Raw genomic sequence first — 16,036 nt, forward strand, 5'->3', positions numbered from 1 at the left:
GATGATTTTTTTATATTTGTAATTAAACAAAGTATTTGAAAATAAATAAACCCAAATAGAAATGAAAAAAATTACTTTTTTAGTACTGGCCATACTTTGGACAACGCTAACATTTGCACAGAAAAAAGAAAAGGTAAAAGGAACCAAGCTGGTAACTGTTGAAAAAAGTGATATTGGAGCATTTGACCAAATTGAAATTGAAGACAATGTCGATGTATTTTTAATTAAAGGTGACAAAAATGCTATCGAAGTAGAAGCTGATGACAATCTACATGCTACCATCAACAAACAAGTATACGGAACAACACTACGTATCAATACCAATAAAGAAGTTAGTTCTTTCAAAAAATTCGAAGTACGCATTACTTATACCGACAGCCTGAAACTGGTTTCTGTAAAACATGAAGCAAAATTAAACAGTATTCAAGAACTGAAACTGCCTAACATTACCATCAAAACCTACGATTATTCCAAATCATTTCTGAATGTAAATTCGCCCAATTTTGCCATCATTTCTACCGATAAATCAAAAGTAGAATTAAACCTTAAAGGTGGTGATGATGCTTCCATTGAAATGAACAAAAATGCTGAAATTAAAGCATTGATTTCTTCAAACAAAGTAAAACTGGATATGTACCAAAAATCGGAGGCCAATATTGAAGGCGATGCCAGTGATATGAAAGTTCGTTTGGACAACAACAGTAAATTTATAGGTAAAAACTTAACTGCTAAATCCATAATACTGACAGCTGAAGGCTATTCCAATGCACAGGTAAAAGCAAAAGACAACTTATCTTTAGCGGCATCCGGTAAAGCTGAAGTTGCCATTTTTGGCGATCCAAAAATAGAGATTAAGAAGTTTGCTGACGACGCTACACTTTATAAAAAATCCAAATAATAAAAAACTACAAAGCCTTGAACTCAACATCAAGGCTTTTTTTAAAAAAAATAGATCCAAAAAAAATGAAGAAAGTCTACTTCTTATTTTTCCTGTTTTTAAGCGCATTTACTTATGCTCAAAATAACGGACCAAAAGAGATAACACCCCAACTGTTACAAAAAATCAAAACCGATGTTGAAAAACAAATACCGACATTACGACTTAAATTGAGCAAGGACGATTACAATTCCAAAGACAGAATCGAATTCATGATTGACACTTTTAGAATTGAAAAAATTACAGAAAAAAGAATGGAAATGGATTACAGCACCGCAGGAATGAACAATGCTGTTGGCGACTTAACAACTGAATACGACAAATTGTTAAACAAATATTACAGTCAATTAGTAAAAATAATCAAACCCGAAGACAAAAACACACTGATCAAAGCGCAACGTGTTTGGATTTCTTACCGGGATAGTGAACAAGATTTAATCAATACTTTTACTGACGAAAAATATACTGGCGGTGGAACTATGTATTCCAACATAAGGGTCGGACATTACCACAACTTAGTTAAAGAAAGAACAATAACCCTATTCAATTACTTTGATGAAATCAAAAACGGTATATAAAAAAACCAGCCTTGAGGCTGGTTTTTTCTTACTTTATAATTTGTCTTTTATTAATGTCCTTTAGCCGCTAAATAACGTTCTGCATCCAAAGCAGCCATACATCCAGTACCTGCTGCAGTAATTGCCTGACGATATACATGATCTGCAGCATCACCACCTACAAATACACCCGGCACATTGGTTTTAGCAGTTCCCGGTTCATTCACAATATAACCTGTTTCGTCTAAAGTCAAATACGCTTTGAAAATATCAGTATTTGGTTTATGACCGATAGCTACGAAGAAACCGGTAGCAGGAATATCAATCAATTCTCCTGTTGTTTTATTTTTAGCACGAACTCCCGTTACAACATTTCCGTCTCCTAAAACTTCTTCCGTTTCAGTATGCATCAAAATTTCAATATTTTCGGTGTTACGAACACGATCTTCCATAATTTTAGAAGCTCTGAACTGCTCACTACGAACCAACATTGTCACTTTTTTACACATTTTAGCCAAATAATGCGCTTCTTCACACGCACTATCCCCTGCCCCAACAATCACCACTTCTTGATTTCTGTAGAAGAAACCGTCACAAACTGCACATGCAGACACTCCACCACCCATATTCAGGTAATGTTGCTCTGAAGGTAATCCTAAATATTTAGCAGAAGCACCTGTAGAAATAATTACTGTTTCACAGTACAATTCAATTGTATCATTAATCCATACTTTATGAACATCTCCTGAAAAATCTACTTTCGTAGCCCATCCATCGCGAACATCTGTACCAAAACGCTTGGCTTGCGCCTCCAATTGTACCATCATTTCCGGACCGGTAACACCATCAGGATAACCCGGGAAGTTTTCTACCTCATTCGTTGTAGTCAATTGACCACCTGGCTGAGTTCCTTGATACAAAACTGGATTCATACTCGCTCTCGCTGCATAAATAGCCGCAGTATAACCAGCAGGTCCAGAACCGATAATCAAACATTTTATTTTTTCTATTGAATCTGACATAGCATTATTTTTTTGTGGGTCAAAAATACTCAATTTATCAGCGAAAATCCGAGACTTACATTACAGTTTTCAATAGTTTTATAAACAATTTTGATACTCCTGATAAAAATCTTTAAAAAATTCTTTTGAAACTAAAAAAACTTCTTATATTTGCACCCGCTTTCGGGGTGTAGCGTAGCCCGGTCATCGCGCCTGGTTTGGGACCAGGAGGTCGCAGGTTCGAATCCTGCCACCCCGACGAAAGTAAATCCTCTTTGTAAAAACAAAGAGGATTTTTTTATTTCCACTACCTGAACTTGTTCAAAGGTAGTTGAAAATAAAAAAGACTCCGGATTTGAAAAATCCGATGAGGATTTTCTTTCAGCAATAACATCCTAATTAGGATATCCAATACTACCTTCTTACTCCAAGAAAACAACTTAAGGCAGTAAACTTTTTGGTCTTTTGTATAGTTCTCAAAAAACATTGCAGCAAACAAAAATATCTCTAAAATAATTTCCTATTTTTGCCATTTAGATTCAACACAATTCATATGTTAATTATCGGTATTGCAGGGGGCACAGGCTCAGGGAAAACAACGGTTGTTCATCAAATCATGAATGAATTACCAGAAACTGAGGTAGGTATTATTTCACAAGATCATTATTATAAAGAAACGAATGATTTATCTTTAGACGAACGTACAAAAATTAATTTTGATCATCCTCGCTCCATCGATTTTGAGCTTTTGGTACAACACTTAAAAGACCTAAAAGAAGGCAAAGCAATTGATCAACCGGTTTACTCATTCGTGAAACACAACCGCACAGGAGATACCATTCACACACATCCACGTAAAGTAATGATTGTTGAAGGCATTCTTATTTTAACCAATCCGGAATTACGTGAAATGTTCGACATTAAAGTATACGTTCATGCTGATTCAGACGAAAGATTAATTCGTCGCTTGAAACGCGATATTGCAGAACGCGGACGCGATATGGAGGAAGTTTTAAATCGTTACCAGACTACTTTAAAACCAATGCACGAACAGTTCATCGAACCAACTAAAGCCTACGCTGATATTATTATCCCGAACGACAAATACAATACAGTAGCTATTGACGTAGTTCGAGCGGTAATCAATCAAAAAATCGCATAAGCAATGAAAGAAAAAGTCACACAATTTTTAGCAGAACACAATTGGCTGAAATTTATAGGAAACAAATACTTCCTTGTGACTTTGTTTTTTGTAATCTGGATCCTTTTTCTGGACAACTATTCGTACCTTGATCATCGCATTCTAAATCAAGAAAAAGAAGAGTTGGAAGACAACAAAGCGTATTATCAAGGGGAAACTAAAAAGGATAAAGAACAGATCAAAAAACTAAAAAATCCAAACGAGATTGAAAAATACGCGCGTGAAAAATACTATATGAAACGCGAAAAGGAAGATATTTACATTATAGAGTTTGAAGGAGATACCATAGAGTAATCCAATATAAAACAAAAAGCAATCTTTAGTAATTCCAATTCGAATTGAAAATTACTACCGATTGTCCCGAATTTCGGGATTAGAATATCAAATTATGAAAGAACAGCTTTTCAATGATTTTGGCCCCGTTGCATCAAAACAATGGAAACAACAAATTCAATACGAATTAAAAGGCGCCGATTATAACGAAACATTGGTTTGGGAAAGTCCGGAAGGTATTAAAGTAAAACCTTTCTATCATCGCGACGAGGACGGAAACAAATTGACCGCATCCACTACCGGGAATCCTTTCAAAATAGTGCAAAACATTTTTGTATTCGACCTTGAAAAATCAATCCGTAAAGCGAATGATTCTCTAAACCGAGGCGCCGAAAGTATCCGTTTTACTATTGATAACGACACTATCGACGTAATGCGTCTGCTTTCGGAAATCAATATTCAAAATCACGCTATCTACATCAACCTTCGATTTCTTTCTGCTGATTATATCAAAAAAATCAACCAGATTGCTTCACAAAAAGAAACACACATCTATTGTTTGATCGATCCAATTCATCAACTGGCTTCCGATGGAAACTGGTTCAATACCGATGGGAAAGACAATTTCGAAATCTTAGCTACTTTGATTTCTGAGTGCAACAACATCAGCTTCATTAACATTAATACTACATTGTATCAAAATGCTGGTGCCAATATGGTACAACAATTGGCTTACACCCTAGCTCACGTCAATGAATATTTTAATAAAATCGAAAATTACAACCAACCCATTACACTAGAAGTAGCGGTGGGTACCAACTATTTTTTCGAAATTGCTAAAATGCGAGCATTACGATTGCTATTTCAGAAACTGGCAACGGAATACAATTTCACAGGCAACTGTCACATTATCGCTACACCTACCAAGCGCAACAAAACATTGTATGACTACAATGTCAATATGTTACGCACTACTACCGAATGCATGAGTGCTATTCTTGGTGGAGCCAATGCAGTGACTAATCTGGCGTATGATGCCATTTACCATAAAGACAATGAATTTGGCGACCGTATTTCACGCAACCAATTATTGGTCTTGAAACACGAAAGTTATTTCGACATTGTTGAGAATGCTGCTGATGGAGCCTATTATATCGAAAACCTAACTTCCCAACTTGCCGAAAAAGGCTTAACTTTATTCAAAAACATCGAAGCAAATGGTGGGTTACTAAAACAACTTAAAGAAGGAACCATCCAAAAGAAAATTCAGGAAAGCGCACAAAAAGAACAGGAATTATTCGATGCTGGAAAGGAAATTTTACTAGGAACCAACAAATATCCTAACAAAAATGACCGTATGGCAGCCGATCTTGAACTGTATCCTTTCGTTAAAGTCAATCCAAGAAAAACATTAATCACACCAATAATCGAAAAACGATTAGCAGAAAAAATGGAGCAGGAAAGACTTGCTTCTGAAAACCAATAAACCAACCACTATGAAAAAGTTGCTGTCTATTACCTTTCTCCTACTTACAATGAGTGTATTGGCACAATCCAAAAAATTGGAAGCCACCAACAAAACCAACGGAAACCAAGTAGTTTTTCAAGAAGGCCAAAGAGTAAAAGTCATCACCAGTGATCGTAAAAAAATAGTTGGAATGCTGTCTTTTGTTGATCTTCAAACCATCAACGTCAACGGAACAGCGATCAAGACTGAAAACCTAAGCAGTATCAAATACTTCCCAAAAGGAGGCAGAACAATTAAAAATATACTTTTAGGTACAGGAGCAGGATTATTGGCTACTTCCGGAATACTAGCTGCAGACAATAACGGTTCAGCTTTTGCTGTTTTCGGCGCCGGTACCGGAACCATTATTATTGGTGCATTAGTCAACAACAAAAACAAAACGCTAGTACATCGCCATTATGTATTTAAAGTAGTAGAATAAAGGAATTTCATTTCAACTATAGCCAATAATCATAAATTCTATTACAAAATTTTAAAGAATGAATAAACGAATTTTTATTTTAATTTTTCAATTATTTATAACCCAATTATTTTACGCTCAGAAATGTAACTTCGAAGGATATAAACTAAACTCTTTCGAAACCAACAAAAGATTAAAAGAATTAAAAATCAAAAAAAGATTTGATTACAGTAAAAACGGCTATATCCTAATCGAAGATGGCGACAATAAATTTGCCGATACACTTGGGAAAATAACGGTGATAAATCTTCCTAAAAACCATAAAATACTTCAAAGCCCGAGCAGAAACAAAACAGTTTTCGTTGGAAAAAACATGAGTAAAGGACTAGAACATTCACAATACGAATTAAGTATTTATGATTTTAACTCAAACTTAATCAAACAGTTTGACTACAACAACATACAGTACTTATTCAATTTTGGAAATACTTCAGACCAATATGTACTTGAAAATGGAGATTTCTTAAAAGTCTTTTCAAATAACTTGTCAGGTATAATAGACGCCAATGGAAATTTCGTTTTAGAACCAAAATACAATCGTATTACTTATTTATATGCTAACGTTTTCCTTTTAGAAGATACGACTACGAAAAGTTTATTCAATATTAAATCAAAAACGTTTACCCCATTTAATTATGATGATTACAGCATACGCAATAGCAGACTAAACAGAGTCACTTGTCCAACAAAAATGATAATTATTAAAAATGGCAAATACGGTTTGTATGATGTAATAAACAATAAAGTACTAATTGAACCTAAATTCAAAGAATTAGAACTTATTGTTGATTCAATGGATGATTATAACTTTCAGGATAATTATTATTATTTCAAAGATAATGAGAACCAACATGGTCTGATTGATAATAACGGAAAAATTCTTATTCCTGCTCTATATGAAAAATTTGTTTTTTTTAGCCCGGACTATGACATTATCCTAAAGGGGAATGATAAAAAAAAGTATTTTTTTGATCACAAAAAAAACAAAGTACTAGATCATCTGAAATATGATGAAATTAACAAAATTGAACCATTTTTAATACTAAGTGATTATTCTAAAAATACAACTGACATTTACGATCTTGAGAGCTCCAAAACGCTCCAAACACTTAACAAAAAGTTTGAAAATCACACTTATTTCAATGAATTTACCTCATTAGTAACTTTTGAAGACAAATCGTCCAAAATTGTACTCAAAAAACAGAAGATGTTCATCGATATTAAAACTTCAATTCCAGTAAAAGCTATAAAATATTCACTAAATAACACTATTTTTATAGTAGAAAATACGAATTCGTCTTTCAGCTTGATTAGCGTAGCAAATAAAGATTTGATTTTAGAAAATTTAAAAAGTTATCATGATGTATTCAATCAAAAAAATGAAATTATAAAGAAATATATTGGTGTTAAAAATTCGGAAAATTCATTTTCAATTGTTGATGAATTAGGAAATGTAATCGTGAAGCCTTTTTATTCGGAAGCAAAGTACATTTCTTTTGAAAACGAGCACTTTTTATTCTATTCTGATAAAAACAAAACATCTCTTATAAATGTTTTTGATAGCAATGGAAATTTGGTTAGCCCTTTTACATATAAAGTGAATCTTCTAAAAAAGACAAAATAGAAGGCATTTCTTACGATATCAAAATTCATAAATAAATTAAAATTTGGTCACTGAGTAGCATCGTCATCGAAACTATGAGAAAAAACATTCAACATATTACTTTAGAAAATTCCAATTCCGAAGCTTCGGAACAAACCGCAAATCCAGACATTCAGAAAACCAACTTTCTGACTGCCGAAGGAATTGAAGTTAAATCCAACTATTCCGAATCGGATATCGAAGGATTGGAACATGTGGACTTCGGTGCTGGTTTTGCACCCAATCTTCGCGGACCCTACGCAACCATGTATGTTCGCCGACCTTGGACAATTCGTCAGTATGCCGGTTTCTCCACCGCTGAAGAAAGCAATGCGTTCTACCGCCGAAACTTGGCTGCCGGACAAAAAGGACTTTCTGTAGCGTTCGACTTAGCCACACACAGAGGTTACGATTCAGACCACGAAAGAGTGGTTGGTGATGTTGGAAAAGCAGGTGTTGCCATAGATTCTGTCGAAGACATGAAAATATTATTCGACCAGATTCCGCTAGGAGAGATGTCGGTTTCAATGACCATGAATGGCGCTGTTTTACCAATTATGGCTTTCTACATAGTAGCTGCCGAAGAACAAGGTGTCGAACCAAAATTACTTTCCGGAACAATACAAAATGACATCCTGAAAGAATTCATGGTACGTAATACCTACATCTATCCGCCTACGCCTTCCATGAAAATCATTGCGGATATTTTCGAATATACCAGTAACAATATGCCGAAGTTCAATTCGATTTCCATATCGGGTTATCACATGCAGGAAGCAGGTGCTACTGCCGATATCGAATTGGCTTATACTTTGGCCGACGGACTCGAATACATTCGCACCGGATTAGCTGCAGGAATGGACATTGACACCTTCGCACCTCGATTATCCTTCTTTTGGGCGATCGGAATGAACCACTTTATGGAAATTGCAAAAATGCGTGCGGGTAGAATGCTTTGGGCCAAACTCTTAAAACAATTCAATCCTAAAGACGAAAAATCTTTAGCACTTCGCACACACTGTCAAACATCAGGATGGAGTTTAACAGAACAGGATCCGTTCAATAATGTAGCCAGAACAGCCATCGAAGCGGCTGCTGCTGCTTTTGGAGGAACCCAGTCTTTGCATACCAATGCCTTAGATGAAGCAATCGCATTGCCAACTGATTTCTCCGCACGAATTGCCCGTAATACACAAATCTTCTTACAAGAAGAAACCAAAATATGCAAAACAGTCGACCCTTGGGCTGGAAGTTATTATGTGGAAAGCCTAACGGCCGAAATTGCAGAAAAAGCATGGGCTTTAATCGAAGAGGTAGAAGCTTTAGGTGGTATGACCAAAGCGATTGAGGCTGGAATCCCGAAACTGCGCATCGAAGAAGCTGCCGCACGTAAACAAGCACGTATCGACAGCGGACAGGATATAATCGTAGGGGTAAACAAATACCGTTTAGAGAAAGAAGATCCGTTGCATATTTTAGAAGTAGACAACCAAACCGTTCGCAAACAACAAATCGAACGCCTGGAACATATCAAAGCTACCCGAGATAACGCCAAAGTACAAGAATGTTTAGACAAACTAACCGCTTGTGCTAAAGGTGAAACCGGGAACTTATTGGATTTAGCAGTGAATGCAGCACGCAACAGAGCCACTTTAGGTGAAATTAGTGATGCATTGGAAACTGTTTTCGGAAGATACAAAGCACAAATCAGAAGTTTTAGTGGCGTGTACAGTAAAGAAATCAAAAACGACGAAAGCTTTGAAAAAGCAAAACAGTTAGCAGATGAATTCGCTAAAAAAGAGGGACGTCGCCCTCGTATCATGATTGCCAAAATGGGTCAGGACGGACACGATCGTGGCGCTAAAGTAGTCGCTACAGGCTATGCTGACGTTGGCTTCGACGTAGACATCGGGCCATTATTCCAAACCCCGGCTGAAGCCGCTAAACAAGCCGTGGAAAACGATGTACACATTTTAGGGGTTTCTTCTTTGGCAGCCGGACACAAAACATTGGTACCTCAAGTCATAGAAGAACTGAAGAAATACGGCCGTGAGGACATCATGGTAATCGTTGGTGGTGTTATTCCTGCCCAGGATTACCAATATTTATTCGATGCAGGTGCCGTCGCCGTTTTTGGCCCTGGGACTAAAATCAGTGAAGCCGCCATTACCATATTGGAGGTATTGATTCAAGACTAAATAGTATCCTACAGAATTAAAAACACCAGCAGAAATGTTGGTGTTTTTCTTTACAAGAAACTTATTTTATATAAATTTGTGAAAATCATATATTTTCAATATTCATGCCTAAAACTCTCAATTTTATTGACTTATTTGCTGGCGCATCTGGAATGTCAGAAGGTTTTATTAACGCCGGTTTTAACCCAGTAGCGCATATTGAAATGAATTCAGAAGCCTGTCAAACAATTAAGACAAGAGCCGCTTATCATTATTTAAAATCACTCAACAAGCTTGATTTATATTATCAATATATAAAAGGAGAAATATCAAAAGAATCCTTTTTTAAAGAAATTCCAACTACAATACTTGAATCCGTTATTAATGTTGAGATTAACGATGAAACCACAACAGGGTTATTTGACAACATAAAAAAATCAGGTAAAAAAGTTGATTTAATAATTGGCGGACCTCCTTGCCAGGCATACTCCTTACTGAGAAGGCATCAAGAGGATATTGAAAAAGACCCTAGAAATAAATTATACATTCAATACGGTAGATTTTTAAAAGAGTTCTCACCTAAAGCATTTGTATTTGAAAATGTTCCAGGATTATTAACAGCACATAAAGGCGAACATTTTAAAAACTTAAAAGCCTATTTCAGAAGACTAGGATTTGAAGTATATCACGATACTTTAACAGCTTCTGACTACGGAGTTGTTCAAGCAAGAAAAAGAATCATTATCGTAGGATGGAAAAAAGAAAATGATTTTGGATTTCCTGAATTCGAAAAAGTAATAAAAAATTATACCGTTAATGATGCCTTTGCAGATTTACCCAAACTAAAACCTGGAGAAAGTTTACAAAAAACAGCATATACGATTGCTAAAAACGAATACTTAGAAAAATTCAACTTACGCAATGGGGTTGATTTTGTGACACAACATATTTCAAGACCTCATAACGACAGAGATTTAGCTATTTACAAAACAGCAATTCAAAAATGGAATAAAGGAAAGGAACGATTACGTTATCCGGATTTACCAGAAAAGTTGAAAACACATAAAAACGAAAACTCTTTTACTGATAGATACAAAGTGGTGGATGGCAATGGCGTTTCTCATACTGTTGTAGCTCATATAGCAAAAGATGGTCATTATTACATACACCCCGATATAAAACAATGTCGTTCAATTTCCGTAAGAGAAGCTGCAAGATTACAATCCTTTCCTGATGATTTTTATTTTGAAGGCTCCCGCTCTGCAGCATTTAAACAAATAGGTAATGCCGTTCCACCAATAATGGCGAATGCCATTGCTAAAAAAATGAAAGAATTGTTATGTCAGTAGATTTGAACAATGGCTATTATAAAATAAGACCAGCAGCAAGATTAATTCACACAATTGGAAGTGATTTAATAGGTGACTCATATGCTGCATTAGTTGAATTAGTAAAAAACTCTTACGATGCAGATGCATCCTTTGTAAATATTATCTTTGAATATAAAAAAATTGACAATCAAGATTCATTATTGATTAAAATAACTGATGATGGTCATGGTATGAATTTCGATACTGTTGTCAATAAATGGTTAGTTCCTGCTACGAATGACAAACTCAAACGCAAAATAAGTCCAGAAAAGAAAAGAAATTTTCAAGGAAGAAAAGGAATTGGAAGATTTGCTGCTTCAATTTTGGGTCAAGAAATGTCAATGACTACAGTCGATAAGTTTGGAGAGAAAACAACTACAGTAATTGATTGGAGAGTTTTTAATGCCGATGATTTTCTTGAAAATATTGAATTACTTGTCGAGAAAACTAAAACTCAAGAAAGCTCTTATACTGATATTGAAATTGTTGCGAAAAATGAAAATGATGATGAAAAAGTATCTATTTGGGACAAAAAAAACATCGATGAATTAATCAATGAATTGCGAAAACTCATTTCTCCGTTTAAAGATTTTGAATCTGATAAATTTAAAATTAATTTATCATTTATAAATTCCCCCGTAGAATCTTATAACGACATTGCTTTTGATATTGAAACTTATCCAATTATTGATTTATATGATTACCGAATAAGTGGAGAAATTGACGGATCTGGAAATGCAAATTTAATTTTTGAAAACAATGTAACGGAAGTAAAACAATCTGAAATTATAAAATGTAACTACAAACTTGAAAATAACGGTAAATATTGTGGTAACCTAATTATAGATTTTAGAGTTTTTGATAGAGAACCTGAAGCAATCGACAATTTAATTAATAAAGGATTGATTGACCCAATTTCTAAAAAATTTGCTGGAAAAAACGAAGCTAAAAGAATGCTAAATGAAACTTATGGCGTTAACATTTATAAAAATTTATTTAGAATTCGTCCATATGGGAATGGAGGTATTGATTGGCTCGATTTAGACAAAGAAAGAATACAGAATTTTACACTAAAAATAAGCAATAATCAAATAATAGGTTTTATAACAATTGAGCCAGAAGAATTATCGAATCTTGAAGAAAAAAGTGCAAGAGATGGTCTAAAAGAAAATGAATTTTATTTTGGTTTAAAAGAATTAGCACAAAAAGCCCTTAAAGAATTGGAATTGCGTAGGCTTCTTTTTAGAGAAAGAAGTTTAAAAAGTAGAAAAATAAGAAATACAATTAACGATAGTGTTCAAAATCTTTTCAGTTTTTCAAACTTGTCTAAAAACATAGAAACTAAACTTGAACAATTTAATGTTGGAAAAGAAAATATTTCTCAAATCAAATCAATTTTAAAAGAAGAAGAAGAAAATAAAGCAGAACTTTTAGAAGACATTCAAAAAACTATTGCTATTTATCAAGGTCAAGCTACTTTAGGAAAGATAGTAAGTTTTATTCTTCACGAAGGCAGAAAGCCTGTACATTTTTTTAACACTGAAGCAAATGTCATTGAGAGATATGTAAAACATTACAGAATTACTAAAGATGTTGATTTATTAGATCAATTAGATGTTAGTGCACAAGGAATAAGACGGAATAGCAAATTGATTTCTGATTTATTTAAAAGAATTAATCCTCTTGCTGGTCAAAAAAGAGGCAACAAAATAGATTTTTCTGTTGCTGAAATAATTGACAATTCATATCAAATATTCTCTAGCACAATGAAGGAATATGATATAAACTTTAATTTAAATTGCAGTAAATCCATCTTAATTTTTGGTTGGGAAGAAGATCTTTTTACATCAATTACAAATCTAATTGAAAACAGTATATACTGGCTTAACTTGTCAGATATTAAAAATAAGAAAATTGAAATTAATGTTTCAGAAACTACTGATTCTGTAATAATTGATTTTATTGATAATGGCCCTGGATTAACGGATGATGAAATCGAATCAGAAATAATATTTGAGCCGGGTTATTCAAAAAAACATAACGGAACAGGATTGGGTTTAGCTATTTCTGGCGAATCAATAGATAGATTAAATGGAAAGTTAAAAGCTAGAAAAGTTGGAAAGGGTGTTTATTTTCAAATTGAAATTGATAAAAAATGGCAGAATTAAAATTACTGATTGTTGAAGATGATGCAGAATTAATAACTGCATATAATAGAGATATACAATCTTTTAACTTAGCAAGTGATGTTAAAATCATTCAACAGCATGTGGCAGACAAAGAAGCAGCTCTTAATATTCTAAAAGACAAAAAAGTTTATTTTGATGCTGCTATAGTTGATTTAAAATTAGATTCTAATGAAAAAACTGATGATAACTATTCAGGTAATGATGTTATTAGAGAAATAAAATCAAATTTACGATTTCCTGTTTTTGTAGTGACAGGTACTCCTCAACACATTTCTGAAGATTTAAAAATTGAGAGTAGTTTTTTTAAAATAAAAACTAGAGGAGAAGAAGATAATCATCTTGAGCAATTAGTTGATATTTACAAAACTGGAATAACAAAAATTATAAATAGCAAAGGTCATATAGAAGATTTTCTTAACAATATTTTTTGGAATCATTTATCAAATTCAATGGAGAACTGGATTAAAGATGAATCTAGAAGCCCTGAAGAAAAGCAAAAATCTCTTTTAAGATATACATTAATGCATATGCAAGAGTATATCGATGAGGATATTGAAAAATACCACCCAAGTGAATTTTACATAATAGAACCTATAAAAAAACACATTTACACTGGTGACATAATAACATTTGAGGAAAATAGATATATTGTACTTACTCCATCTTGTGATATAGTTTTACGTCCTGATAAAACAAGAAATACCAAAAGAATTTTATTTTGTAAAATAAAGAAACTAGATGAAGTAATTGAGAATTACTCAAACTTATCACTAGAAACTGGAGAAAATAATCCTGCGAAGAGAAGTTTAAATAATTATATTCAAAATAATTCAAAGCAGAACTTTCATTTTATTCCTAAAAGTAATTTAATTGAAGCAGGTTTAATTGACTTTCAAGACAAATTAACAATTGCTGAAAATGAAGTTAATGGCTTAGTAGAAAATGGGAAAATTGTTAGAAAAGCAGCTATTTCAACGCCTTTTTTGAAAGACATAATTTCTAGATATTCGAACTACTATGCTAGACAAGGCTCTCCAGATTTTGACAAGGAAGAAATTTACAAATCATTATTTAAAAAATAAAAACAAAAAACCGCAACTATTTACAGTTGCGGTTTTCAATTATAAATCGTCCAAAACTACTCCGATATTTTTATAAATGGAGTGGTTAAGTTATTTTGTAGTATGTACTGTTCCATTTGTTGAGCCACTGCAATGGGTCTGTCAGTGGATATAAATCGAACTCCCGCTGCAACCAGTTCCAAATAAATGTTATCTCCACTAGCGGTTGCTTTTTTGTCAAGATTCCCCATCGTTCCAGAGATACATGCGATACCTCTAGAATGCATGTAGGAAATCACTTCAGGGTTTGGAAAAGTAATCCCTACAAAAGCAACCATGTTACTACTAGAAACTCCGCTATTCTCCATACGTTCAACATCTTCTTTGCCATTGGCAGAAACCGATAGTAGCATATCAGGTGCCAAATGTGCCACCTCGGCCGCTTGATTTGCGTTGTAGGTAATAATCATAGCATAGCGTTCTGCATGATTTCTACGAACCGCGTCGACAATCATTTTAAATGGAACACCTCTTTTCACATCTAGAGTATATACTACTTTATCTTTCCCCCATTGCAAAACCTCATCTAAGGTTTCTATTTTATACGAGGTCACATTCCCCTCATTGTCTTTTAAAAACAACGATTGCAATTCTTTGTAGGTATAATTCTGAATTGGTCCGGTGCCTGTTGTAGTTCTATCTAAAGTATTGTCATGCATCATCACCAAAACAGAATCTTTGGTCAAGGCAATATCCGTTTCAATGATGGAGGGTACTTGCCGAATGGTATTGGCAAAAGTTGCCGTACAGTTTTCCGGAAAACGGAGAGCTGGACCACCTCTATGCGCACTAACAATGGGATACCTATTACTTTTTCCTTGAAAAAAAGAATGAAATTCGGTGGGATTTGGAAAAGAAATACAATGCGATTTGGTTTGACCAAAACTAGCACAAGTATAAAAAACGAGTACCACTGCGTACCTTAAAAATGAAAACATGTTATGGAATTTTTAGTAAAAGTACACAATTGAAAGGAAATAAAACGAATTCGTTGCAGCCCTAACCGATATAAATCACATAGCTTCTATTGCCATCACCCCTTTCAAAAAATCAATCCCTTTCACTTCCTCAAAAAAGTCAATCTCTGTTGTATGCGGTAAAAAATCAGAAATGATTCTCACTATACAATCCTGCGGATTCTTAAGATACATAAAGGTATAATCTTCCATATTCACTATCGTGCCTTCACTCAAATCTGTCGTACGTACAAACTTATCCGATGTTAGCGATGACATACTCGGCAAAGTAAGCTTAGCATCCGTAATAATCGGCTTTCCGTTTTCAAACAAACCGCCTTCATAACCGTACAGCGAAGCATTGGTAATTTCTATAGGCATCCCGAAACCTAAATGTTCAGGCAAATTTTCCTCAGAACCCACAATTGCAGCAAAGCCCATCAAAACACAAACATCATGTGCTGGTAGGTTAAGCATCGCTTTTGCGGTACTTTCCCTTCCAATTCCAGATACAATAACTTGATAACTATGTTGAGGGGAAGTTAGTTGAGCGATTGCGGCCAACACTTTTTCCTTTTCAATCTCCATTGGAGTTAATATATTTATTTTCAAAGTGATTTTTTG

14 protein-coding genes and 1 tRNA gene are annotated in these 16,036 nt (G+C 34.2%); 12 read left to right on the plus strand and 3 right to left on the minus strand.

Annotated features, from left to right (window positions below; translation table 11 throughout):
• Positions 1-61: 61 nt before the first annotated feature.
• Both ACS8MM_RS06575 and ACS8MM_RS06580 read left to right on the plus strand, forming a co-directional pair.
• The gene (locus ACS8MM_RS06575) at positions 62-898 is read left to right on the plus strand and encodes a GIN domain-containing protein (protein ID WP_379714399.1); all 837 of its coding nucleotides are present in this window, start codon (positions 62-64) and stop codon (positions 896-898) included.
• Between the two features lie 65 nt (positions 899-963).
• The gene (locus ACS8MM_RS06580) at positions 964-1,515 is read left to right on the plus strand and encodes a lysozyme inhibitor LprI family protein (protein WP_379714402.1); all 552 of its coding nucleotides are present in this window, start codon (positions 964-966) and stop codon (positions 1,513-1,515) included.
• A 50-nt stretch (positions 1,516-1,565) separates the two neighbouring features.
• Here the strand turns inward: ACS8MM_RS06580 and trxB are convergent, their stop codons facing one another.
• Positions 1,566-2,516: a thioredoxin-disulfide reductase gene (gene trxB / locus ACS8MM_RS06585; RefSeq protein ID WP_379714404.1), complete on the minus strand. Its 951-nt coding sequence runs from the start codon at positions 2,514-2,516 to the stop codon at positions 1,566-1,568.
• Between the two features lie 163 nt (positions 2,517-2,679).
• Between trxB and ACS8MM_RS06590 the strand changes: the two genes are divergently transcribed.
• The 10 genes from ACS8MM_RS06590 to ACS8MM_RS06635 all read left to right on the plus strand — a co-directional run bounded on the left by ACS8MM_RS06590 (position 2,680) and on the right by ACS8MM_RS06635 (position 14,417).
• Positions 2,680-2,754 (plus strand) — tRNA-Pro (locus ACS8MM_RS06590).
• A gap of 294 nt (positions 2,755-3,048) precedes the next feature.
• Complete coding sequence (udk, locus tag ACS8MM_RS06595) at positions 3,049-3,657, plus strand: uridine kinase (protein ID WP_379714406.1); 609 nt, start codon at positions 3,049-3,051, stop codon at positions 3,655-3,657.
• Positions 3,658-3,660: 3 nt separating this feature from the next.
• Positions 3,661-3,990 (plus strand): FtsB family cell division protein, encoded by a 330-nt coding sequence (locus tag ACS8MM_RS06600; RefSeq protein ID WP_379714409.1) that lies wholly within the window; start codon positions 3,661-3,663, stop codon positions 3,988-3,990.
• Between the two features lie 94 nt (positions 3,991-4,084).
• Complete coding sequence (locus ACS8MM_RS06605; RefSeq protein WP_379714412.1) at positions 4,085-5,455, plus strand: methylmalonyl-CoA mutase subunit beta; 1,371 nt, start codon at positions 4,085-4,087, stop codon at positions 5,453-5,455.
• Positions 5,456-5,465: 10 nt separating this feature from the next.
• Positions 5,466-5,918 (plus strand): hypothetical protein, encoded by a 453-nt coding sequence (locus ACS8MM_RS06610; RefSeq protein WP_379714415.1) that lies wholly within the window; start codon positions 5,466-5,468, stop codon positions 5,916-5,918.
• A gap of 58 nt (positions 5,919-5,976) precedes the next feature.
• The gene (locus ACS8MM_RS06615; RefSeq protein ID WP_379714417.1) at positions 5,977-7,581 is read left to right on the plus strand and encodes a WG repeat-containing protein; all 1,605 of its coding nucleotides are present in this window, start codon (positions 5,977-5,979) and stop codon (positions 7,579-7,581) included.
• 74 nt (positions 7,582-7,655) lie between these two features.
• Positions 7,656-9,797, plus strand: coding sequence for a methylmalonyl-CoA mutase (gene scpA, locus ACS8MM_RS06620; protein WP_379714420.1), 2,142 nt, complete (start codon positions 7,656-7,658; stop codon positions 9,795-9,797).
• 104 nt (positions 9,798-9,901) lie between these two features.
• A complete protein-coding gene (locus ACS8MM_RS06625; protein ID WP_379714423.1) occupies positions 9,902-11,125 on the plus strand; it encodes a DNA cytosine methyltransferase in 1,224 nt (407 codons plus the stop codon).
• Positions 11,116-13,314 (plus strand): sensor histidine kinase, encoded by a 2,199-nt coding sequence (locus tag ACS8MM_RS06630; RefSeq protein WP_379714426.1) that lies wholly within the window; start codon positions 11,116-11,118, stop codon positions 13,312-13,314. Before ACS8MM_RS06625 ends, ACS8MM_RS06630 begins: the two co-directional genes overlap by 10 nt.
• Entirely contained in the window at positions 13,302-14,417 is a 1,116-nt protein-coding gene (locus ACS8MM_RS06635) for a hypothetical protein (protein WP_379714430.1), read from the plus strand. The genes ACS8MM_RS06630 and ACS8MM_RS06635 overlap by 13 nt, the downstream gene beginning before the upstream one ends.
• A gap of 56 nt (positions 14,418-14,473) precedes the next feature.
• Here the strand turns inward: ACS8MM_RS06635 and ACS8MM_RS06640 are convergent, their stop codons facing one another.
• Together ACS8MM_RS06640 and ACS8MM_RS06645 are read right to left on the minus strand one after the other, a co-directional pair.
• On the minus strand, positions 14,474-15,394 hold the full coding sequence (locus tag ACS8MM_RS06640; protein ID WP_379714432.1) for a glycerophosphodiester phosphodiesterase family protein: 921 nt from the start codon (positions 15,392-15,394) through the stop codon (positions 14,474-14,476).
• 75 nt (positions 15,395-15,469) lie between these two features.
• Positions 15,470-16,024 (minus strand): hypothetical protein, encoded by a 555-nt coding sequence (locus ACS8MM_RS06645; RefSeq protein ID WP_379714435.1) that lies wholly within the window; start codon positions 16,022-16,024, stop codon positions 15,470-15,472.
• Positions 16,025-16,036 lie beyond the last annotated feature (12 nt).

This window comes from Flavobacterium sp. MAHUQ-57 (assembly GCF_051908335.1).
GTDB lineage: Bacteria > Bacteroidota > Bacteroidia > Flavobacteriales > Flavobacteriaceae > Flavobacterium.